This window comes from Franzmannia qiaohouensis (genome assembly GCF_031451695.1).
Lineage (GTDB): Bacteria > Pseudomonadota > Gammaproteobacteria > Pseudomonadales > Halomonadaceae > Franzmannia > Franzmannia qiaohouensis.
Window position 1 is genome coordinate 1 of the sequence record NZ_JARWAM010000024.1, and the last position, 22565, is coordinate 22565.

Below are 22565 nucleotides of genomic sequence, written 5' to 3' on the forward strand. Positions count from 1 at the left end.
GCGGCGGCACCCACTCCGGCTACGCCGACTCCGGTGAAATGCCGGTGCTGCTGAGCCTCGCCGAAGACCGCCTGGTGGCCTTCCCCGACGCGCCGTCGATCCAGGAAGCCGGCTACGACATCAACCCCGCCGAGATCCGCGTGGTGATGGTCCCGCAGAACACCCCGGACAGCCACGTCGAGCGCCTCGCCGAGGCCCTCGAGGCCGCCACCCAGGACGAGCGTTTCATCGAGATCACCGAAGAGCGCATCCTGATGCCGGTGGTCTACATGGATGAAGAGGAGGTCACCCAGACCCTCAGCGACCAGGTCGCCGGCTACAGGGCGCTGCTCGAAGAGCTCGGCGGCGTCCCCGGCGAAGACGACGAGGGCTGAACCGCGGCCCGCTCGCTTGGCGCCCGTCACCTTCGGTGGCGGGCGTTTGCGTTATCCCCATGAGCCCTCTGCGGCCATCGCCCGCCTAGCCTGACGTTTATGCACGGCCTCCAGCGACTCTTCTATAGTGAAGTTTCACATGGAGGTTTCCCTATGCCTGTATCCGTCCAGTCCTCTCTATGCGCATCCCACGGCGGTCATGCCACTGGCGCCTGCCTGTGCGGATCGCCGCTGCTGCAACGCTTTCATGAGCGCATCATGGCCGATCTTACCCGCCGCCAGTTTCTCGGCGGCAGCGCCGCCGTCATGGCGCTGTTTGCAGGGCTGCGGACGCCCAGCGTGATTGGCGCCCAGCCGCGTGGTAACGGCCCCCCTATTCTGCTGACCAACCTGCGGCTGTTCGATGGCAGCGGTGCGCCACTGCGCGATGATGTCTCGATACGGGTCGACGCGGGGCGCATTCAGGAGATCCTGCCGGCTCAGGCGGAGACCGGGGAAGTGGAGCGTATTGATTGCGGCGGGCGGGTGGTGATGCCGGGGCTGATCGATGCCCACTGGCATGCCACCCTGGCGGCCATCACCCAGACCGCGGCCATGACCGCCGACCCGGGCTACGTGCACCTGGTGGCCGCCCAGGAGGCGGAGCGCACGCTGCTGCGCGGCTTCACCAGCGTGCGCGACGTGGGCGGGCCGTCGTTCGCCTTGAAGCGCGCCATCGACGAGGGCATCGTCCACGGCCCGCGCATCTTTCCTGCCGGCGCCATGATCTCGCAGACCTCCGGCCACGGCGATTTTCGCATGCGCCACGAGATTCCGCGGGGCACGACCACGCCACTGAGCCCCGGCGAGCTGATGGGCGTGAGCGCCATCGCCGACGGCGAAGCGGAAGTGCTGCGACGCACCCGCGAGCAGCTGATGCTGGGTGCCTCGCAGATCAAGCTGATGGCCGGCGGCGGCGTTGCCTCGAGCTACGATCCGCTCGACAGCACCCAGTTCTCCGAGCGTGAAATGCGCGCCGCGGTAGAGGCAGCCGATGATTGGGGGACCTACGCAACGGCGCATGTCTATACGCCGCGCGGCATCCAGCGGGCTATTTCTGCGGGAGTGAAGTGCATCGAGCATGGCCAGCTGGCCGACGAGGACAGCGTGCGGATGATGGCCGACGAGGGCACCTGGTGGAGTCTGCAGCCCTTCCTGCAGGACGAGGACGCCAACGTCTACCCCGATGCCGAGCGTCGCGAGAGCCAGCGTCAGGTGGCCGAGGGAACGCTGCGCGCCTACGAGATGGCCCAGCGCTTCGCGATCAAGACCGCCTGGGGCACCGACATCCTGTTCAGCCCCCAGAACACGCCCAGCCAGGGCCGCCAGCTGGCCAAGCTGACTCGCTTCTACGCGCCCCTCGACGTGCTGGCCATGGCCACCGGCAGCAATGCCGAACTGCTGGCGCTGTCGGGGCCCCGCAACCCCTACCCGGGGCAGCTGGGGCGCCTTGTACCGGGGGCCTTGGCAGATCTGCTGGTGGTCGACGGCGACCCCAACGCGAGCCTCGATTTCCTCGATGACCCTGAGCGCAACCTGCGCCTGATCATGAAGGATGGGCGCATCTACAAGGATTCCCTATGAAGACTCCTCTGCTGGTTGCCGTGCTGCTCACGGGCACCGTTTCAGCCACCGCCGCGGCCGACACCTGGCGCGGCCAGGTGACGCCCTACGTGTGGATGCCGAGCCTGGCCGGCGACATCCGCCCCACGTCCAGCGCGCCGACGCTCAGCACCCGGCAATCCTTTGGCGACATCCTCGATGAGCTGGACGCGGCGTTTTTCCTGCACGCCACCGCGCGACGCGATCGCCTGGTGCTGTTCGGTGATATTTCTCACGCCTCCTTGAGCACCAGCGCCAGCCTGGCGCCGGGCGTAAGCATCGAGGGGCGGGTGCGGCAGACATCGATGACGGCGGCGGCCGGCTATCAGGTCGTGCAAGCGCCGGACCTCTCCCTCGACCTGCTCGGCGGTGCGCGGCTATGGCGAGCCCGGGCGTCGGTAGACGTGCCGGCACTCGGCCTGAGCGCCACCGAGTCCGAGCGCTGGGTCGACCCGCTGCTGGCGGTCAGGCTGCGCCGCGACTTCACCCCCGACTGGTCGGCGATTGTGTATGCCGACGTCGGCGGCTTCGGGGTCGGCTCCGACGCGACCTGGCAAGCGGTAGGCAGCCTCAACTACCGGCTGAACGATGCGCTATACCTCTCCGCCGGCTATCGCCACCTGGAGGTTCGCTACGAGGATAACGGCGCCAGGCTGGATATCGAGATGAGCGGCCCCTTGCTGGGCGCCACCTGGCGCTTCTAGGCGTAATCCGCACACAGCCGGCCCCCCTCTGGGGCCGGCCCCGCGCCATAGTGCTATTACCCCGCGCGCCGAGTCTGTACAATGCGCCACCAACCTTCCCTACCCCGCGCCTAGGGTACGTAACAAGACCGTGTACATAGGTGCGTACATAAAGACGAGCTACAACCCTATGAGCACAGACGTAACTGGTTCTCACATCGAGAAAATCAGGAATATTGCCATCATCGCCCACGTCGACCATGGCAAGACCACCCTGGTCGACAAGCTCCTCAGCCAGTCCGGCACCCTGGACCGCAAGGCCGAGGGGCAGGAGCGCATCATGGACTCCAGCGACCAGGAAAAGGAACGCGGCATCACCATCCTGGCCAAGAACACCGCGATTCGCTGGCACGACTACCACATCAACATCGTCGACACCCCGGGACACGCCGACTTCGGCGGCGAAGTCGAGCGCGTGATGTCGATGGTCGACTCGGTGCTGCTGCTGGTGGATGCCGTCGACGGCCCCATGCCGCAGACCCGCTTCGTGACCCAGAAGGCCTTCGCCCAGGGCCTCAAGCCGATCGTGGTGGTCAACAAGATCGACCGCCCCGGCGCGCGCCCCGACTGGGTCATCGACCAGATCTTCGACCTGTTCGACAACCTCGGCGCTTCCGATGAGCAGCTCGACTTCCCGATCATCTACTGCTCGGCGCTCAACGGCATTGCCGGCCCCGATCCGGACGAACTGGCCGATGACATGGACCCGATGTTCCAGGCCATCGTCGATATCGTCGAGCCGCCCAAGGTCGAGCTCGACGGCCCCTTCCAGATGCAGATCTCGGCGCTCGACTACAACAGCTACGTCGGCGTCATCGGCCTGGGCCGCATCAAGCGCGGCAGCGTCAAGCCCAACCAGCAGGTCAGCGTGATCTGCACCGACGGCAAGACCCGCAAGGGCAAGATCGGCCAGGTCATGACCCACCTCGGCCTCGAGCGCGTGCAGACCGAGCAGGCCGACGCCGGCGACATCGTCTGCATCACCGGCATCGACGACCTGTCGATCTCCGACACCCTGTGCGACCCGGCCAACGTCGAGGCGCTGCCGCCGCTGTCGGTTGATGAGCCCACCGTGTCGATGACCTTCCAGGTCAACGACTCGCCGATGGCCGGCCGCGACGGCAAGTACGTCACCAGCCGCAATATCAAGGAGCGTCTCGACCAGGAGCTGATCCACAACGTGGCGCTGCGCGTCGAGCCCGGCGAGACGCCGGAGAAGTTCAAGGTATCCGGCCGCGGCGAGCTGCACCTCTCGGTGCTGATCGAGACCATGCGTCGTGAAGGCTTCGAGCTGGCCGTGGGCCGCCCCGAGGTGATCATCCGCGAGGTCGACGGCGTCAAGCAGGAGCCCTACGAAGAGGTCATCATCGACTGCGAGGAGCAGCACCAGGGCGCGATCATGGAGGAGCTCGGCTACCGCAAGGGCGAGCTGACCAACATGAACCCCGACGGCAAGGGTCGCGTGCGCCTGGACTTCATGATCCCGGCGCGCGGCCTGATCGGCTTTCGCGGCCAGTTCCTGACCCTGACCTCGGGCACCGGCATCCTCACCAGCCGCTTCGACCACTACGGCCCGCTCAAGCCCGACGCCTCCATCGAGCGGCGCAACGGCGTGCTGGTATCGATGGTCGACGGCAAGGCCCTGGCCTATGCCCTCTACGCCCTGCAGGAGCGCGGCAAGCTGATCATCGACCATGCCACCGAGGTCTACGAGGGCATGCTGATCGGCATCAACAACCGCGCCAGCGACATGGTGGTCAACCCCACCAAGGGCAAGAAGCTCGACAACATGCGCTCCACCGGCAACGACGAGAACATCGTGCTGACGCCGCCGGTGAAGTTCTCGCTGGAGCAGGCCATCGAGTTCCTCGACTCCGACGAACTGGTCGAGATCACCCCCAACCATATCCGCCTGCGCAAGAAGCACCTCAAGGAAAACGAGCGCAAGCGCGCCAGCAAGGGCTGATCGGCCCAAGCCAGCGTATTCGAACCGGTGCCAGCCCTGGCGCCGGTTTTTAGTTTCCGGCGCTGCGCTGACGATTTCGTCAGCAATAGCCAATGTCTTCGCCTTTTTGTCAGCGATGGCTTACACGCCGTTCAGATAGATGTGACAACGCCCTGCAGAAGGTACTGGTATGCTCCTCTAGCAAAGGAAAAGCTAATGCGACACCGGGTGTGATGCATGGCGCGAACCGGAAAACGGACGTAGGGAGACGTCATGGCCAGCATGACCGGACTGCAGTTCACCCTGACCCTGCCTGGGGTCGACGATGTCGCGGTGGTCGACTTCACCCACCGTGAAACGCTCTCGAAGATCTTCGAACTGACGGTCAACCTGGCCAGCCGCAACTGCGACCTGGATGCCACTGCACTGCTCGACCGCGAGGCCACTCTCACGATCTGGCAGGATGGCGAGCCGCTGCGCCGGGTGCATGGCATCATCAGCGAGTTCGGTCGCGGCGACCGTGGCCACCGCCGCACCTTCTACTCGCTGGTGTTGCGCCCCGCTCTGTGGCGTCTCTCGCTGCGCCAGAACTCACGCATCTTCCAGCAGGTGTCGCCGCTGGCCATCATTGAGACCCTGTGCGAAGAGCGCGGCCTGCGCGATATCGCCTTCGCCGTGACCCGCGAGCCCGAGATGCGGGAATTCTGCGTGCAATACCGCGAGACCGACCTGGCCTTCCTCGAGCGCCTGGCCGCCGAAGAGGGGCTGTTCTACTTCCACGAGTTTCACGAAGGTGGCCACCGCCTAGTGTTCGCCGACGCGCCCCAGGTTCTCACCGACCTGGGTCCGCGCACCTACCACAGCCGTGCCGGCGGCACTGCCCTCAGCCGACACGTGCGCCAGCTGCGGCAGCTCGCCCGGGTCGCCCCCGACTCGGCCACGCTCAAGGATTACTCCTTCAAGCAACCCGCCTATTCACAGTTACATCAGGCCCAGTTGCACGAGGAAGGCACCGATCACGGGTACGAGCACTACGACTATCCCGGGCGCTACAAGGCCGACGCCTCCGGCGAGGCCTTCACCCGCGTGCGCCTCGAGTCGCTGCGCCATGAGGCGCTCACGGCCGAGGCCGTGAGCGATCTCCCCGAACTCGCTCCCGGGGTTCGCTTCGACCTCACCGACCACGATGCCGAAAGCCTCAATCGCGACTGGCAACTGGTCGCGGTCAAGCACCATGGCCAACAGCCCCAGGCCCTGGAGGAGGATGCCGTGGGCAGCGAAGGCGGCACCCTCTACCATAACGAGCTGGTGCTGGCCCCCGGCGACATTGCCTGGCGCCCCACGCCCAACCCCAAGCCGCGGGTCGACGGCCCCCAGGTCGCCTTCGTGGTCGGGCCAGCGGGCGAGGAGATCTACTGCGACGAGCACGGCCGGGTCAAGGTGCAGTTTCCCTGGGACCGAGAGGCCGAGCCCGATGAGACCGCCAGTGCCTGGATTCGCGTCAGCCAGGGCTGGGCCGGCGGCGGCTACGGCAGTATCGCGATTCCGCGGATCGGCCACGAGGTGGTCGTCAGCTTCCTGGAGGGCGATCCCGATCAACCACTGATCACCGGGCGCACCTACCACGCGGTGAACACACCGCCGCACCTGCTGCCCACCCACAAGACCCGTACCACGATCAAGACCCGGACTCACCAGGGTGAAGGCTTCAACGAACTGACCTTCGAGGATCAGGCCGGCGAAGAGTTCATCTACCTGCACGCGCAGAAGAACCTGGAGCTGCACGTCGAGAACTCGCGCCAGAAGCGCGTGGAGTACGACGATACCGCCACCATCGGCCACGACTCGCATCTCGTCGTGGCCAACGACCGCATCGAAACGGTCGAGGGCAATCGCGAGGTCACGATCGCGGCCAACCTCAGCGAGAGGATCGACGGCGAGCGCGGGCTGCGCGTCGGCAGCAGCTTCCAGACCCACGCCGGGGGCGACATCACCCTCAAGGCCGACGGCGAGATCGTGCTCGACGCGTCCAAGATCACCCTCGTCGCCGGCGGCGCGGCACTGGTCGTCTCGGGCGGCCGCGTCGACGTCTCGCCGCATCTCAACGTCGGCTCCGCCTCCCCCGGGTCGGCGGCCCTGCCGCCCATTCCCGCCGTGCTGGAGGCCGCCGCGGGCGAAGGTAGCCCCTTCGTCTCCCATTGCCCCCTGGCGGGGTAATCCATGTCGTCCCATGACTACTGGACAGGCCGCTGCCACCTGAGCACCACCTCACACGTTGCGCGACGCTGGGAGGCCGCTACCGACGAGGCCATGGTCACCGTGGTGGTGCGGGCCGAGTCGGAAGACGACATGCGCGCCCAATTGCAGGAAACCCTCGACGGCGAGGGGCTCAGCCTCATCCGGCTCGACTCCGCGCAGCCCCTGCTGCAGCGCTTTCGCCGCGAAGGTATGTCGCAAGCGTTATTGGACTTGGCGGACGAAACGACGTCACGCACCCCGGTGGCCTTGGGTGAGATGATCCCGCTCCTCCCGGAACCCGGGGCGCCAACTGCGGCGCCCAGCCTGCCGGCGCCCCCGGTGCGCTACGACGAGATCGCCTGGGCGGACCTCTTCACCCCCACCTCAGCGCCGTTGTGGGCGGTGATCGACGGCGTCAACTGTCGCGAAGCCATGCAACGGCTCACCAGCGCCGAGGTCCAGAGCGCCTGCCTCTACGCCACCACCGACGCCGCCACCCGCGCCATCGCGCCCTGGCTGGTCAGGCTCGAACCCGACAGCGAGATCCGCCACTGGCTGGCAGGCCTGCCCCAGGACCAGCACTGGGGCATCCTGCTGCACTCCCACGCCACCCTGAAGCAGCTGCGCAGCCACCTGCGCAAGTTCACCATGCTGTGGACCCCGGCCAACGACCAGGCCCCGGTCTACTTCCGCTTCTACGACCCCCGGGTGGCGTTGGACATGGCCCAGGCGCTCGGGCACTGGAAGCTGGCCGCCTTCATGGCCCCGCTGGACGCGCTTATCGTGGGACTCTCGCCGCTGGTGAACGTCCCCGACGCGACCAACCTCAGCGACCCGCCCCACTTCGCCGCCACGCCCCAGGAGGTCCAGGGGCGCTTGCTGCGACTGGCGCTAAACGAGTCAATGACAGAGCGCGACCGCGACATGCTATCGCCGGGCCGTAGCTTCGCCATCGATCAGCCCGAGTTCACCCGCTTCGGCGCCCTGCAGAAGACTCGGGCGCAGCGCAAGCTGGCCAGCGAACTCACGGAGACGTATGCCATGACACCGCTGGAGGAAGTCCTGGCGGCGGTTGAGGTCGGCGACAGGCTGGGTGCCGTCTACGAGCTCGTGTCGAAGAAACAGGTCAAGACCCTGGCGAAGTGCTGCCTGGAGCTGGGCGATAGCTTTCCCCAGAACTACCCGGAGGCCAGGGCGATACTCGAACATCCGCGCATGGCCGGCTGGCGAAAGCGCGATCTGCTGGAGGCGTGGCTGCCCCGCGGGCGCGTGAGGCATGCCCTCTTGGCACCGCATCGCAATCAGGAAAGTGATATGCAGAACGACAATTTTCGGCCCATCGCTACCAAGGAGCGGTCATGAGCTACCAGCCGGGCTTTGAAGACATGGTGTATCTGATGGAGACGCAGCCGCAGGCCTTTGAGAGGCCAGGGCTAATGCTGCGCTCCATTCAGCGTTCGTATCGGAACGGCGAGCCAGTGAATGAAAGTCATGTGGCCGCCAGCCTTTACCAGGAATACCTGGGGCGAGGAGCCGAACCGCTGACCGGGAGCCCTCTTCCTCATAACAATGACTCAGCAGGGGAAGAGGGCCCAGACATAGCATTTGCGGCGACCTGTGTGGAGTGCACGCAGGACGACGGATGCTGCATCAAGGCTGGCAGCGTGATTGACAAGAGCCACCCATCCCGCAAGGTTGAGTGGCCTCCCGTCAATGGAGCCACGACCCTGCTGGTCGTTGCCGAACTGCAAGGCACTCAGCTCATTTCCGACGTGTTGGTAAACTGGGAGGGAGAAGAAAATTGCCTCGCAGGACGCTCGGACAAACCCTGTCTGTTGACGGGTGGACTGGCGGATGGCCGGCACCAGATTACGGAAAGTACTAGTGAAGCTTCCGTCGCCTATCAGCAGCACTTGAGCCTGGCCTTGGCGCTGGGGGATTTCATTCCACACGACGTCACGCTGGCACTATTGGCCTTCGACAGTCTGATGAGCCTCAATGTACTGAACAATCAGGGTGGAAGAGCCACCTTCCAGCCAAATCAGTGCTGGCCGGGAAAGGACGTCAAGGAAGCTCTGACGGTCATTCCCTATCCCTGTATCAAGCTGGATGGCGACATCACCCTGGCGGTGGAAACGTCCTTTATGACCCATGGCGTGTCCGCCGAGGTGGAAGCCAAAGGGACGCTGAGCGGACAGTACGGTCGCTATGAACTGACGCTGGAAGGCAGCGCCGACTCGACGGGGCATTCGCAAGAAACCATCCCAAGGGAGAACGATGCGCCGGGGCTTGTCGGAATGATCGTCAATACCATCCAAACCATGGATCGGTATATTGCCATGGGAAGCCCCAGTGGAGGCTCTGATAACGGCGTCAGGTACGACAACTCTACCATGGGCTCGGGTGTCATCCTCAGTAAATCCCTCACCTTCCAACCAACGGGATTCGAACTCGCCCCGGTCGAAGGCAGTCCGGACCTGGAAGTCAAAATCGGCAGCCTGGATTCCACCCTGAGCGTGGGCGTCACAGGGCGAATCGACCTGATCGAGGTCGTCTCAGCAGTATTGCTCTCCCCTGCTAACGTGCGCTTGGTGCAGAATGCCCGTGCACGGATGGCGGCAGGTGAAAACGTCAACGCCACCATCGAAGGGTATCTCCAGCTCAGCGCCACAGGATCATTGACGCACACCGTGGACGGCGGCGGTGGGAATAGCGTGGCCACCTACCGGATTCCCGCCTCCGGTGAAGAGGCCGAGGCCACCTTCAATGGCATTTCGCAGGAATTCACTGGCGAGTTGAAGATACTGGGCCTGGCGGAACTCAAGCTCCATGTGGAGGGTCGGGTTTTCATTCTCTCAGCCCAAGTGGGTGCGCGTGGCTCCATACACACCTCCTGGACCTGGGAGGTGCGCTCACGCGATGGCGTACGAGAGAAGCGCTATATCTTCGAAGGCGTCAAGGTCAGTGGGGAGGCGTATGCTGAAGTGCGAGCGACTAGAGGGGGTGACACTAACGATGGCCAAAGCTTAGGGATGGAGATGGAAGCTGGCCTTGCAGACTCAAGGCTAGAAGGCGAAGCTCAAGCCTCAGACCTGTTTGGCAGGGTAAGGTCCGCTATTGACAACTCCAACCGACAAGCAGCTGGCGATATTGAAGGTTTCAATCCCAACCCAAGAGGGGATGATGGTAATGGAAAGACGATCTGGGAGCCGGATCCCAAGGAGCCCGAATGGGTGCCGTTTTAATTTTCTATATTTATTGATTTTTTCATGCTTCTTACTGTTCCAGGAGACGGCAATGGCTCATCCAATTGAGCGTGAATATTGGGTAAATATCCATACACAGGGCTCCGCCTGGACTCTGCGCATCAATGACCTGAAAATTTGGTCCTATGGTCGAACTGGCCATCAAAGCGTTTCTTACCCCATTAGTGACAATTTGAAAGAAGGGAACAACACTGCTTCCTTTATCTTTGCGCCCTTGATAAGCCAAGACCCCGAGACAGGTGAGTTTCTGCAAGGCCCAAAGCCGGATTTCTGGGTCGATGTTTCCATTGAAGCAATCAATACCCGGACGCAAGAGAAAGAACGCCTCAACACCCTGCTGTTGCGCTACGACATGGAAACCGGCGAGCTAGTAACTTACGACGAGCCCATGGGAAGTAATGAGCCTGTGCATCAAACCGACCACCTACGCACCAATGGCGAGTTCCACGTCAACTCGCCAGATATGCTGGTGCTTGGCAGCGGTGAATCTATCGAAGCCGAGCGGGTAGATATGAGCTTCCGTGTCTTCGATCCCATCCCCGATTTTCATTGGCGTGATGAGGCCACGGAGTTAGAGGACACACCGCTGATGCGTCATGAGCTGCGACAGGCCTATCAGAAACTTTATCGTCTTTTCGATGCAGGTGATACCGAAGCCATCCTGCGCAAGGCGGGGCCGGTATGGGACCGCGCGGGCCTGCTGATGGCTGGAGGAAAGAGTGCCAGGGAGTATGTTGAACCGCTGCCCATCGCTTCGCAACTGATTGGCATGCGTCGGGAGCCAGACGGCCCGCGGCTAGAGCCGTTGAGACTTGCAGACGACCCCGTGAGCGATCGCCTGGAGTTCATGGGTAACGGTCGTCTCGTCAGCATCCGACCAAGTCCTTTGCGCTGGTCCTATCCCGACCAACCAAACAAAGAACCACATACCATGCCCTTCGTGTTCTACCGCACCGCTGCCGGAGAGTGGCGCATCGCCACCATAGACTAATGAAACCAGTAGCTCGCAAAGGCGATCTGCATCGCTGCCCCATTCCCGGCCACAGCGTAACGGAAATCGTCTCGGGCTCGCCCTCTGAGGTAGAGGGCCAGCCCGTGGCCCGAGTGGGCGACAAGACCGGCTGCGGCGCCACCATCATTGAAGGCTCCAGTAGTTCCACTACCGATGGCAGGCCCACCGCCTACCTTGGCTGCAAGACGGACCACGGTGGTGAAATCATCACTGCCTCGGACAAGGCAAAGGTCCAGCCATAAACACACCCAGCGGTTACTCCACGAGGTTTCAAAGACTGGCAGTGGGAGAAGCCTGAATGGCAAAAACAAGAAGTCGGCGACTTAATCCAGGCGTTGCACGCGAATGGACACATGGGGAACAGGCCCTGCTCGAGCGGCATTACTTGAACATGACGTGGCGTGAGCTGCAGGTGCGCCATTTTCCTCATCGCACACCTGCCGCGATCCAGCGCATGGCCCATAAGTTGGGGCTGAAGAAGCGTGATGTTCAGATGGCGGAGAAACTGCCTTGGTCTGGGGAAGAGTTGCTCCTCGTGATACGGCACTCCCCAGCACTGAAGGCACCGGAGATTCAGCATCGTTTCCTGCCACACCGTACCGTTATCGCCATTCGTCATGTGGCCAAGAAATTCGGCCTTAAAGCATTCTCGTCCGAGCGCTGGACCGAACCAGAACTGGAGATACTTCGGCGTGGCTTTCCTCAAGGCGGTATACAGCAGGTAAAGCGGGAGCTGCCACATCGCACCGAAGATGCGATCAAGTTTCGGGCCAGGGCAGAAGGTGTTCACTACGTGCCCCGTGGGGACGGAGAAAAGGGAGATGCCTGGAGTGCCGAGGAGCTACGGAGGCTCGAACAGAATCGACACTTGCCTGCCGAAGAGCTGGCTACACTGTTTCCACACCGGCCCAAGCGTGCCGTCATCAACAAACGCCACAAGCTGCGATGGGCACCGGTGCAACAGTGGTCAGAGACCGAGTTGCAGCGTTTGCATGACAACCTGGACGCCCCTTTGGAGTTCTTGTGCCGACTATTCCCCGAGCGCCCGCGGGAGGGCGTAAGGATCAAGCGTGACCGTCAAAGACGAATTGTACGGCGCAGCTCAGGTTTGAAGTGACGCAGAGCCCACCCTCGCGGTGGGCTTTTTCATGCCCGTCTATTCGTAGGTCACCACCAGGAAGGCCAGCAGCGGGGTATCGCCGCCGTTCTCGATGGTGTGCTCGACATCGGCGTGATAGTGCGCCGAGTCGCCCTGGCCGAGTTCACAGCGGTGGCTGCCCGATGCCACCCGCGCCTGGCCCTGGGTAATGCTCAGCAGCTCGCGGGTACCCTCGAAGTGGGCGGCGCTGTGCAGGCGGGCGTGGGGCGCCAGCCACAGTTCGTAGCACTCCATGCGCTTTTCCAGGTGCAGCGGCGAGAGGGTGCGGATACGGCACTCCCGGTCATCGCGAAACAGCTGGCTGGCATCGTCGCTGCGCACCACGTCGATGCGCGACGCCGCCCACGGCTGGTCGACCAGCTCGCCGATATTGAGACCGAACGCCTGGGCGATACGCAGCGTCACCGCCAGTGTGGGGTTGGCGCGGCCGCGCTCGATCTGGCTCAGCATCGAACGGCTGACCCCGGAGGCCGCCGCCAGCTGCTCCAGGGTCATCTGGCGCTTCTTGCGCAGCTCGGTCACGCGGCTCGACAGCACCTGGCTGCCGAGATCGCCGCTGGCGTGAGCGCCGCTTTCACTCTCATGCATTTGCGTCATGGCCTACACTGAAAATCCTGTATCCAAGAAAAAAGTCTTGCATACGAGAAATCGTCTGCAATACTGGAATTAATTCTTGCATAGTAAACCCCCTGGCGCGATAGGCCAGTCCAACGACAAGGAGACTCCATGAAAGCACTGGTCAAGAAGGACGCGGCGCCAGGACTCTGGCTCGACGACGTGCCGATACCCGAGGTGGGCATCAACGACGTGCTGATCAAGGTCAAGCGCAGCGCCATCTGCGGCACCGACGTGCACATCTACAAGTGGGACAGCTGGGCGCAGAAGACCATCCCCACGCCGATGGTGGTGGGCCATGAGTTCGTCGGCGAGATCGTCGAGGTGGGCTCCAACGTCAACGACTTCAGGCCCGGGCAGATCGTCTCCGGCGAGGGCCACGTGGTGTGCGGGCGCTGCCGCAACTGCCTGGCCGGGCGCCGCCACCTGTGCGCCCACACCAGCGGCGTGGGGGTCAATCGCCCAGGCGCCTTCGCCGAGTACCTGGTGCTGCCGATGTCCAACGTCTGGGAGCACAAGGCCGGCATCGACCTCGACGTGGCCGCGCTATTCGACCCGCTGGGCAACGCCGTGCACACCGCGCTGCAGTTCGACCTGCTGGGCGAGGACGTGCTGATCACCGGCGCCGGGCCGATCGGCGCCATGGCCGCGGCGGTATGCCGCCATGCCGGCGCCCGCCACGTGGTGGTCACCGACCTCAACCCCGGCCGCCTGGCGCTGGCCAAGCGCCTTGGCGCCACCCGCACGGTGGACGTACGCCACGAGAGCCTGGCCGAGGTCCAGCGCGACCTGGGCCTGGCCGAGGGCTTCGACGTCGGCCTCGAGATGTCCGGCAGCCCGGCGGCCTTCCGCGACATGCTGGCCAACATGTGCCACGGCGGCAAGGTCGCGATGCTGGGTATTCCCAGCGAGGATATCGCCATCGACTGGAACACCGTGATCTTCAACATGCTGACCCTCAAGGGCATCTACGGTCGCGAGATGTACGAGACCTGGTACAAGATGTCGGTGATGATCGACTCGGGGCTCGACATCTCACCCGTGATCACCCACCGGCTGCCCTATAGCGAGTTCCAGCAGGGCTTCGACGCCATGCTGTCGGGGGACGCCAGCAAGGTCATCTTGAACTGGGAGTGACACATGTACGGCGAATTTCAGCACCACCTGCAGCGCGAGCTCGAGGCCATCGAGACGGCCGGCCTGACCAAGCACGAGCGGCCGCTGACCTCCGCCCAGGGCGCGCGCATCGGCACGCCCCAGGGCGAAATGCTCAACCTCTGCGCCAACAACTATTTGGGGTTGGCCCAGCATCCCGAGGTCGCCGCCGCGGCACGGGCAGGCCTCGATGAGTGGGGCTATGGACTGGCCTCGGTTCGCTTCATCTGCGGCACCCAGAGCCTGCACCAGCAGCTCGAGCGCGCGCTGAGCGACTTCCTGCACAGCGAGGAGACGATCCTCTACCCGTCGTGCTTCGACGCCAACGGCGGGCTGTTCGAGACCCTGCTCGGCCCCGAGGATGCGGTGATCTCCGACGCCCTCAACCACGCCAGCATCATCGACGGCGTGCGGCTGTGCAAAGCCAAGCGCTACCGCTACCGCAACCGCGACATGGCCGACCTCGAAGCGCAGCTCGAGGCCGCGCGGCGCGACGCCGCGCGCTTCATCATGATCACCACCGACGGGGTGTTCTCGATGGACGGCTACATCGCCCCCCTCGACGAGATCTGCGACCTCGCCGAGCGCTACGGCGCCCTGGTCCACGTCGACGACTGCCACGCCACCGGCTTCATGGGCCAAGGCGGGCGCGGCACCCCTGAACACCATGGCTGCATCGAGCGCGTCGACATCACCACCGGCACCCTGGGCAAGGCGCTGGGTGGCGCCAGCGGCGGCTATACCAGCGGCAGGCGCGAGATCATCCAGCTGCTGCGCCAGCGCTCGCGGCCCTACCTGTTCTCCAACAGCGTGGCGCCGCCGGTGGTGGCCGGCGCGCTCAAGGCCGTCGAACTGGCGGCGAATTCGGGCCAACTGCGCCAGCAACTGGCCGACAACACGGCGTATTTCCGCGCCGGCCTCGAGCGCCTCGGCTTCGAGCTGCTGCCCGGCGAGCACCCCATCGTGCCGATCATGCTCCACGACGCCGCACTGGCGGCACGCTTCGCCGACGCCATGCTCGAGCACGGCATCTACGTCACCGCCTTCTCCTACCCGGTGGTACCCAAGGGCCAGGCGCGCATCCGCACCCAGATGTCGGCGGCCTTCAGCCGCGACGACCTGGACACCGCACTCGACGCCTTTGCCAGTGTGAAACAGCAGCTTGAGCGTTGAAGAGGCGTAGGTCATGCTATTTGTTAACGCTAAGTGCAGCAGATAGCGTGGCAAACTTAGGCTGGGGCAGCATGCATGGCGTCTTGCTGCTCAACGCCCGCCATCACTGACTGTCGCGCGCTAGAGTCGCGACATTGACTCCAACAACAAGAGAATCCGCTAAATGAACAAGACACGATGGGGTGCGGCCACGCTGGTGGCTGCCATGACGCTGAGTGTTACCGGTCTGACCCAGGCCGACGACTTCCCCAACCGCCCCCTTACGCTGGTGGTCGGCTTCGGCGCCGGAGGCAGCACCGATATCCAGGCACGGGTACTGGCCAATGTGCTCGAAGAGAACCTCGGTCAGCCGGTCAATGTGGTCAACCAGCCCGGCGCCGGCGGCGCTGTCTCGCTAACCCGCCTGATGAACAGCGATGATGAGGGCTACACCTTCGTCTATGCCGGGACCAACGGCACCTTGACCTTCGCTCCCCACGCTCACGATACCGAATTCTCCCTGGATGATTTCCGCTACGTGGCCAGCATCACCACCGTGCAGCATGCCATTGTCACCGGCGAGAACCGCCCCTTCGGCGACAGCTGGGAGGACCTGATCGAGTACGCCCGGGAGAATCCCGGCACCAGCTACGCCACCCAGCACGCCCTGGACCGCCTGGTGATCGAGTACATCATGGAGCAGGAGGGCCTCAATCTCCGCATCGTGCCCACCTCTGGTGGCGCCGGCATGGCGCCGCTGGTGCTCTCCGGTGACGTCGACTTCGCCTACAGCGGCGGAACCCACTCCGGCTATGCCGAGAGCGGTGAGATGCCGGTACTGCTGAGCATGGATGCCGAGCGACTGTTTGCCTTCCCCGATGCGCCCACCGTGCAGGAAGCCGGCTACGATATCGACACCTCCGACTTCCGCGTCGTGGTAGTGCCCAAGAACACCCCGGACAGCCACGTTGAGCGACTCTCCGAGGCTCTCGAAGCGGCCACCCAGGACGAGCGCTTCATCGAGATCACCGAGGAGCGCATCTTGATGCCGGTGCATTTCTTCGGCGAGGAAGAGGCCACCGAGATGCTCTACGCGCAGTCAGAGAGCTACCGGCAGCTGCTGGATGACATGGGGGGAGTGCCAGAGGACGAAAACGGCGCCGACTGAGCCGCCCCACACCCTGCCTGCAAGCGCAGCGTTGAAGCCCACCACCAAGGTGGGCTTTTTTCGTGGCGCAGAAACCTGTCTACTCTTGGGGTGACAAACGCACGTTCGAGAGCGAGGCCAGCCGATGCACAAGCACGTGGAGTGGGACGCCCCGGGGCGCGATAGCGTCGCCGACCATTTCGCCAATCACCCGGAGCGCTACGTCGAGCCCGGCGCCGGTGACGTGCTCTCGGCGCGGTTCAACGGCATGGTGGTGCGCATCAAGGTCGCCGCCTACGTCGACGGCACCAGTATCGGCGACGTGGTGGCGCTGATCGACCCGGCCAGCGGCGAGCGCATGAAGTCGTGCGGCAAGCTGGTACTCGGCGACACCGTGCGTCTGCCCGACGCGGCGCGCGCCTTCGAGCCTCAGCCCAGCGACGATCCTGATCAGGACGACAACGACGACTGATGCCGCGGCGACCAACGCCCTCTTAACGAACGCGCCTCAGGCGAGTAAACTCCGCGCTCGCCATGATTCTGTCATGCCGCGCCATCCCGCGCGCATGGCCACGATGGCTCACAAGGCCAATGTTCAAGCTTCAGGACACACAACATGAGTACGCATAACGTCTGGACGCACAAGGGCACCTTCTTGCTGGCCGCGGTCGGCTCGGCGGTAGGCCTTGGCAACCTGTGGCGCTTCCCCTACCTGACCGGTGAGAACGGCGGCGGCGCCTTCATCCTGGTCTACGCCCTGACCATCTTCGCGGTGGGCATCCCGATCCTGATCGCCGAGACCATGCTCGGTCGCACCAGCCGGCGCAGCCCGATCATGGGCATGCGCCACCTGACCAGGACCCACGGCACCTCGCGGGCCTGGGAGTCGATCGGCTGGCTGGGCGCTGCCTCGGCGTTCCTGATCCTGAGCTTCTATTCGGTGATCGCCGGCTGGGCCATCCACTACACCGGCCAGATGTTCTCCGGCGCGCTGGTCGGCGCCGACTCAGAGACCATCGGCGCCGGCTTCGATGCGCTGCTGGCCTCGCCGGGGCTGCTGACCCTCTACCACACGCTGTTCATCATCGCCTCGGCGCTGATCGTCGGCATGGGCATCCACAAGGGCATCGAGAGCGGCCTGCGCATCATCATGCCGGCGCTGTTCGCGATCCTGCTACTGGTGCTGTTCTACAGCATCGCCAACGGCGACATCGGCGCCGCCGCGACCTTCCTGTTCACCTTCAATATCGCCGACCTGAGCCTCGAGGGCTGGCTGCAAGCCATGGGCCAGTCGTTCTTCACCCTGAGCCTCGGCATGGGCGCGATCATGGCCTACGGCGCCTACATGTCCAGCGAGGCCTCGCTGACACGCACCGCGGTGGCGGTGGCCTTCGTCGACACCGCGGTGGCCATGGTCGCCGGCCTGGCGATCTTCTCGCTGGTGTTCGGCGCCGGCCTCGAGACCGGCCAGGGCCCCGGCCTGATGTTCGTGACCCTGCCGCTGGCCTTCGCCGAGATGCCGTTCGGCGCGCTGGTCGGCGGGGTGTTCTTCATCCTGGTGCTGGGCGCGGCGATCAGCTCGTCGATCTCGCTGATCGAGCCGGTAGCGGCGTTTCTGGTCGAACGCTTCGACCTGACCCGCCCCAAGGCGGTGAGCCTGGTGACCCTGGGCGCCTGGCTGATGGGCCTGCTCACCGTGGTCAGCTTCAACGTCTGGGCCGAGGGCACCATCTTCCATACGCTGTTCGGGCGTAGCGCCTTCGACTTCATCGAGCTGCTGACCAATATCTTCATGCCGCTGGGCGGCCTGCTGATCGCGCTGTTCGCCGGCTGGGCGCTGACCCAGAGCGAGGTCATGAAGGAGCTGCGCACCAGCGACGGCTGGTTCAAGACCTGGCGCTTCCTGGTGCGCTTCGTGGCGCCGGCGGCGGTGTCGTTCGTGTTCCTGCGCACCATTCCGCAGGTCGACGGCTATCTGATCCCCACGCTGGGTGCTATCGTCATCGTCGGCGCCTTCGCCGCCGGCCGCCCGGCGCCGCATGCCAATAACAACAGCAACGCTTCGCGGGACACTTCATGCCTTCCATCATCGACGTCAAGCACGTTAACAAGGCCTTCGGTGGCCTGACGGTCATCGACGACTGCTCGATCAGCGTCGAGCGCGGCTCGATCACCGGGCTGATCGGCCCCAACGGCGCCGGCAAGTCGACGCTGTTCAACATCATCGCCGGCGCCCTGCCGCTGGACAGCGGCCAGGTGCTGCTCGACGGCGAGGACATCACCAACCTGCCGGCCAACCAGCTGTTCCACAAGGGGCTGCTGCGCACCTTCCAGATCGCCCATGAGTTCTCCCAGCTGACCGCGCTGGAGAACCTGATGATGGTGCCGCCCAAGCAGCTCGGCGAGTCGCTCTACTCGGCCTGGTTCAAGCCCGGCCAGGTGCGCGCCCAGGAGACCGAGGTGCGCCAGCGCGCGCTGGAGGTGATCGACTTCATCGGCCTCAGCCACGTGCGCAACGAGCTGGCCGGCAACCTCTCCGGCGGCCAGAAGAAGCTCCTCGAGCTGGGCCGCACGATGATGACCGACGCCCGGGTAGTGCTGCTCGACGAGATCGCCGCGGGGGTCAACCGCACCCTGCTCGGCGAGCTGATCACCAACATCGAGCGCCTCAACCGCGAGATGGGCTACACCTTCCTGGTCATCGAGCACGACATGGACATGATCGCGCGGCTCTGCGACCCGGTGATCGTGCTGGCCCAGGGCCGGGTGATGGTCGAGGGCTCGATCGAGGAGATCCAGAACAACCCCGAGGTCATCGAAGCCTATTTCGGTGCCGGCGCGGCCTAGGCCGCCGCATAACGAACAATATCCAGGGAACCCACCATGCCCCTACTCGAAGCACGGGACGTTCACGGCGGCTACGGCGGCATGAACATCCTCAACGGCGTCGACATGAGCATCGAGGCCGATGAGATCGGCGTCATCGTCGGCCCCAACGGCGCCGGCAAGTCGACCATGCTCAAGGCGATCTTCGGCCTGCTGCAGGTCAACCAGGGCGAGATCCGCCTGCGCGGCGAGCCGATCACCAACCTCGCGCCCAACAAGCTGGTGCACCTGGGGATGGGCTTCGTGCCCCAGGAGAACAACATCTTTCCCAGCTTGAGCGTCGAGGAGAACCTCCAGATGGGCGCCTATATCCGCCCGTCAGGCGTCAGCCGCATGCTCGAGCAGATCTACGACTTCTTCCCGCCGCTGCTGGAGAAGCGCCGCCAGCCCGCTGGCGAACTCTCCGGCGGCCAGCGCCAGATGGTCGCCATGGGCCGCGCGCTGATGGTCGAGCCCAGCGTGCTGCTGCTCGACGAGCCCACCGCCGGGCTATCGCCGCTGTTCATGAACGAGATCTTCGAGCGGGTGAAAAAGATCAACGCCGCCGGGGTCGGCATCCTGATGGTCGAGCAGCACGCCAAGCAGGCGCTGGCGATTGCCCACAAGGGCTTCGTGCTGGCCGCCGGGCAGAACCGCTTTACCGATACCGGCGAGGCGCTGCTCAACGACCCCGACGTCGCCAAGAGCTTCCTGGGCGGCTGATCGCCGCGACGACAAGACCGACACAAGAACAGTGGCCAGCGTGCCAACGCAGGAGATGTCGCTTTGAACGAACTGGTGTTTTTCATCAACAACGTGGTGGTGGCCGGCAGCGTGACCGGCTCGATCTACGCCATGGGGGCGATCGGCGTGACGCTGGTGTTCAGCATCATGCGCTTCGCCCACTTCGCCCACGCCGACATGATGACGCTGGGCGCCTTCGTGGTGCTGCTGCTGAGCCTGGCCTTCCCCGGGGCGGGCAGCGTGGTGGGCCTGCCCACCGCCATCGTCATGCTGCCCATCGCCATGGTAGTGACGGCGGCCATCGCGGTGGGCATCGACAAGGCGTTCTACAAGCCGCTGCGCGCCCACGGCGTCAAGCCGATCGTCATCGTCATCGGCTCGCTGGGCGTGACGCTGATGCTGCAGGGCCTGCTGCGCCTGTTCGCCGGCACCAGCCCGCAGAACATGTACGTCGCCGAACGCAAGGAGATCTACCGCCTCGAGCTGCCGTTCGAGGCGGTAACACGCCCGATCATCGTCACCGAGCCCCAGGTGATCCTGTTCATCCTGGTGGTGGCCGCGGTGGTCGGGCTGCACCTGTTCCTCAGCAAAACCCGCACCGGCAAGGCGATGCGCGCCATGTCCGACAATCCCGACCTGGCCCGCGCCTCGGGCATCAACACCAACCATATCGTCTCGGTGACCTGGATCATCGCCGGCAGCCTGGCCGCGGTGGCCGGCACCCTGCTGTCGATGGACGTGACCTTCAAGCCCGACCTCAGTTTCTTCCTGCTGCTGCCGATCTTCGCCGCGGCCATCGTCGGCGGGGTCGGCCACCCCTACGGCGCGATTGCCGGCGGCTTCGTGGTCGGCTTCGCCGAGACCCTGGCGGTATTCAACTGGGCGGTACTGCTGCGGCCCTTCCAGGAGCGCCTGCCCGAGTGGCTGGCGCTGCCCAATAACCTGGCCTTCGTCGGCACCGAGTACAAGATCGTGGTGCCCTTCTTCATCCTGGTGGCGATCCTGGTGTGGCGCCCCACCGGCCTGTTCAAAGGGAAGGTGATCTGATGACGACGCCCAACACAAGCGAACGCCCTGCCCGCCGCCTGCCGCTGCGCGAACTGCTGCTGTTCGGTGCCCTGCTGGTCGCCATCCTCGGCGTCTATGCGGTAATGGGCGCGGCCTACAGCACGCGCATGCTGGTCGAGGCCGCCTGCTACGCGATCATCGCCCTGGGCCTGACCATCCAGTGGGGCTATGCCGGCCAGTTCAACGCCGGGGTCATGGGCTTTGTGGCCCTGGGCGGCTTCTGCGCCATGTTCTTCGGCATCCCGGTCAATGACGCCTTCTGGGACAGCCAACTGCCCGGCGAGCTGGGTCGCGTGCTGCTCTACCTGGTCGGCGCCGTGCTGCTGGTGTGGGGCGCCACCAAGCTCGACCGCCTCGGCGTGCCCAAGAAGCTGCGTACCGTGATCGCCGTGGTGCTGGCGGTGGTGCTCTATCTGGTGGTGATCAGCCTGCTGCGCGAGGTGACCGGCGAGATTCGCTCCCAGGCCGGCTTCATCGGTGGCCTGGGGCTGCCATCGTGGATCGGCTGGATCGCCGGCGGCGCCCTGGCCGGCTTCATCGGCTACTTCATCGGGCATATCTGCCTGGGGCTGCGCAGCGACTACCTGGCCATCGCCACGCTGGGCATCGCCGAGATCATCAAGGCGTTCCTCAAGAATTCCGACTGGCTGACTCGCGGCACCGCCACCGTCTCGCCGCTGCCTTGGCCCACGCCGGGGCCCAGCGAGTTGGGCTTCGTGCTGGCCCGGGCGATCTACCTGTCGCTCACCGCGGTGGTCATCGCCGGTATCTTCTTCCTGCTGCACCGCGCCTATCACGCCCCCTGGGGGCGGATGATCCGCGCCATCCGCGACAACGAAGTCTCCAGCGCCGCAATGGGCAAGGACATCAACAAGCGCCGCCTGGAGATCTTCGTCTTCGGCTGCATCCTGATGGGCATCGGCGGTGCGGCGCTGACCAACTTCAACAGCATCTTCGACCCCCAGGGCTACCTGCCGCTCAACCACACCTTCCTGGTGCTGGTGATGGTGATCCTCGGTGGCCCGGGCAACAACCTCGGCACCATCTTCGGCGCCGTGCTGGTCTACATCATCTGGATCATGTCCGAGCCGCTGGCGCTGTTCCTGATGAACATTGCCGTGTATATCGGTGAGGGCTGGTTTGGCTGGGAGCCGCCGTCGAACATATCGAGTCGGGCGCTACAGGCGCGGGTGTTCGTGATCGGCCTGCTGATCTCGCTGGTGCTGCGCTACGCGCCACGCGGCCTGATGCCGGAGAAAGTGCCTCACCATCAGTGAGGGCTGACAACGTATAGAGACCGGCTATGTACGAAAAGTCGGCGAGCGAAGGTCAGGCAAGGCAAAAATCGGCGAAAAAGCGGAGTTTACGGGTGTGTAAATGAGCATTTTGAGCCGGTTTTTAACGCCGCATGGCCGAGCGCAGCCAGTTTTCGTGCAAAGCC

At 64.4% G+C, this 22565-nt stretch carries 20 protein-coding genes; 19 read left to right on the plus strand and 1 reads right to left on the minus strand.

Annotated elements, in window-relative coordinates; translation table 11 throughout:
- From QC821_RS20385 to QC821_RS20430, 10 genes are all read left to right on the plus strand, one after another.
- The coding region (locus QC821_RS20385; RefSeq protein ID WP_309725146.1) for a tripartite tricarboxylate transporter substrate-binding protein at positions 1 to 374 on the plus strand (374 nt) is incomplete at its 5' end.
- A 258-nt stretch (positions 375 to 632) separates the two neighbouring features.
- Positions 633 to 1997, plus strand: coding sequence for a metal-dependent hydrolase family protein (locus tag QC821_RS20390; RefSeq protein ID WP_309725148.1), 1365 nt, complete (start codon positions 633 to 635; stop codon positions 1995 to 1997).
- Entirely contained in the window at positions 1994 to 2719 is a 726-nt protein-coding gene (locus tag QC821_RS20395; protein WP_309725149.1) for a hypothetical protein, read from the plus strand. The genes QC821_RS20390 and QC821_RS20395 overlap by 4 nt, the downstream gene beginning before the upstream one ends.
- 169 nt (positions 2720 to 2888) lie before the next feature.
- Positions 2889 to 4724: a translational GTPase TypA gene (gene typA, locus QC821_RS20400; protein ID WP_309725150.1), complete on the plus strand. Its 1836-nt coding sequence runs from the start codon at positions 2889 to 2891 to the stop codon at positions 4722 to 4724.
- A gap of 252 nt (positions 4725 to 4976) precedes the next feature.
- Positions 4977 to 6920, plus strand: coding sequence for a type VI secretion system Vgr family protein (locus QC821_RS20405; RefSeq protein ID WP_309725152.1), 1944 nt, complete (start codon positions 4977 to 4979; stop codon positions 6918 to 6920).
- Between the two features lie 3 nt (positions 6921 to 6923).
- A complete protein-coding gene (locus QC821_RS20410; protein ID WP_309725154.1) occupies positions 6924 to 8303 on the plus strand; it encodes a DUF4123 domain-containing protein in 1380 nt (459 codons plus the stop codon).
- Positions 8300 to 10186 (plus strand): hypothetical protein, encoded by a 1887-nt coding sequence (locus QC821_RS20415; protein WP_309725156.1) that lies wholly within the window; start codon positions 8300 to 8302, stop codon positions 10184 to 10186. Before QC821_RS20410 ends, QC821_RS20415 begins: the two co-directional genes overlap by 4 nt.
- 52 nt (positions 10187 to 10238) lie before the next feature.
- Positions 10239 to 11198 (plus strand): hypothetical protein, encoded by a 960-nt coding sequence (locus QC821_RS20420; RefSeq protein ID WP_309725158.1) that lies wholly within the window; start codon positions 10239 to 10241, stop codon positions 11196 to 11198.
- Positions 11198 to 11461, plus strand: coding sequence for a PAAR domain-containing protein (locus tag QC821_RS20425; RefSeq protein WP_309725159.1), 264 nt, complete (start codon positions 11198 to 11200; stop codon positions 11459 to 11461). The genes QC821_RS20420 and QC821_RS20425 overlap by 1 nt, the downstream gene beginning before the upstream one ends.
- A gap of 56 nt (positions 11462 to 11517) precedes the next feature.
- Positions 11518 to 12336, plus strand: a complete 819-nt coding sequence (locus QC821_RS20430; protein WP_309725161.1) for a hypothetical protein — start codon at positions 11518 to 11520, stop codon at positions 12334 to 12336.
- Between the two features lie 39 nt (positions 12337 to 12375).
- Here QC821_RS20430 and QC821_RS20435 read toward each other — a convergent pair whose 3' ends face one another.
- A complete protein-coding gene (locus tag QC821_RS20435; RefSeq protein ID WP_309725163.1) occupies positions 12376 to 12975 on the minus strand; it encodes a helix-turn-helix domain-containing protein in 600 nt (199 codons plus the stop codon).
- Between the two features lie 129 nt (positions 12976 to 13104).
- Between QC821_RS20435 and tdh the strand changes: the two genes are divergently transcribed.
- From tdh to QC821_RS20480, 9 genes are all read left to right on the plus strand, one after another.
- Entirely contained in the window at positions 13105 to 14130 is a 1026-nt protein-coding gene (gene tdh, locus QC821_RS20440; RefSeq protein ID WP_309725164.1) for an L-threonine 3-dehydrogenase, read from the plus strand.
- Positions 14131 to 14133: 3 nt separating this feature from the next.
- Positions 14134 to 15321 carry a glycine C-acetyltransferase gene (locus QC821_RS20445; RefSeq protein WP_309725166.1) on the plus strand — a complete coding sequence of 396 codons (1188 nt, stop codon included), beginning with the start codon at positions 14134 to 14136 and terminating at the stop codon, positions 15319 to 15321.
- A gap of 163 nt (positions 15322 to 15484) precedes the next feature.
- The gene (locus QC821_RS20450; protein WP_309725168.1) at positions 15485 to 16468 is read left to right on the plus strand and encodes a Bug family tripartite tricarboxylate transporter substrate binding protein; all 984 of its coding nucleotides are present in this window, start codon (positions 15485 to 15487) and stop codon (positions 16466 to 16468) included.
- A gap of 124 nt (positions 16469 to 16592) precedes the next feature.
- A complete protein-coding gene (locus tag QC821_RS20455) occupies positions 16593 to 16919 on the plus strand; it encodes a hypothetical protein (protein WP_309725170.1) in 327 nt (108 codons plus the stop codon).
- Between the two features lie 144 nt (positions 16920 to 17063).
- Positions 17064 to 18575, plus strand: a complete 1512-nt coding sequence (locus QC821_RS20460; RefSeq protein WP_309725172.1) for a sodium-dependent transporter — start codon at positions 17064 to 17066, stop codon at positions 18573 to 18575.
- Positions 18524 to 19294 (plus strand): ABC transporter ATP-binding protein, encoded by a 771-nt coding sequence (locus QC821_RS20465; RefSeq protein WP_309725174.1) that lies wholly within the window; start codon positions 18524 to 18526, stop codon positions 19292 to 19294. Before QC821_RS20460 ends, QC821_RS20465 begins: the two co-directional genes overlap by 52 nt.
- Before the next feature lie 36 nt (positions 19295 to 19330).
- A complete protein-coding gene (locus QC821_RS20470) occupies positions 19331 to 20035 on the plus strand; it encodes an ABC transporter ATP-binding protein (protein WP_309725176.1) in 705 nt (234 codons plus the stop codon).
- A gap of 63 nt (positions 20036 to 20098) precedes the next feature.
- On the plus strand, positions 20099 to 21103 hold the full coding sequence (locus tag QC821_RS20475) for a branched-chain amino acid ABC transporter permease (RefSeq protein WP_309725178.1): 1005 nt from the start codon (positions 20099 to 20101) through the stop codon (positions 21101 to 21103).
- A complete protein-coding gene (locus QC821_RS20480; RefSeq protein WP_309725180.1) occupies positions 21103 to 22401 on the plus strand; it encodes a branched-chain amino acid ABC transporter permease in 1299 nt (432 codons plus the stop codon). The genes QC821_RS20475 and QC821_RS20480 overlap by 1 nt, the downstream gene beginning before the upstream one ends.
- Positions 22402 to 22565 lie beyond the last annotated feature (164 nt).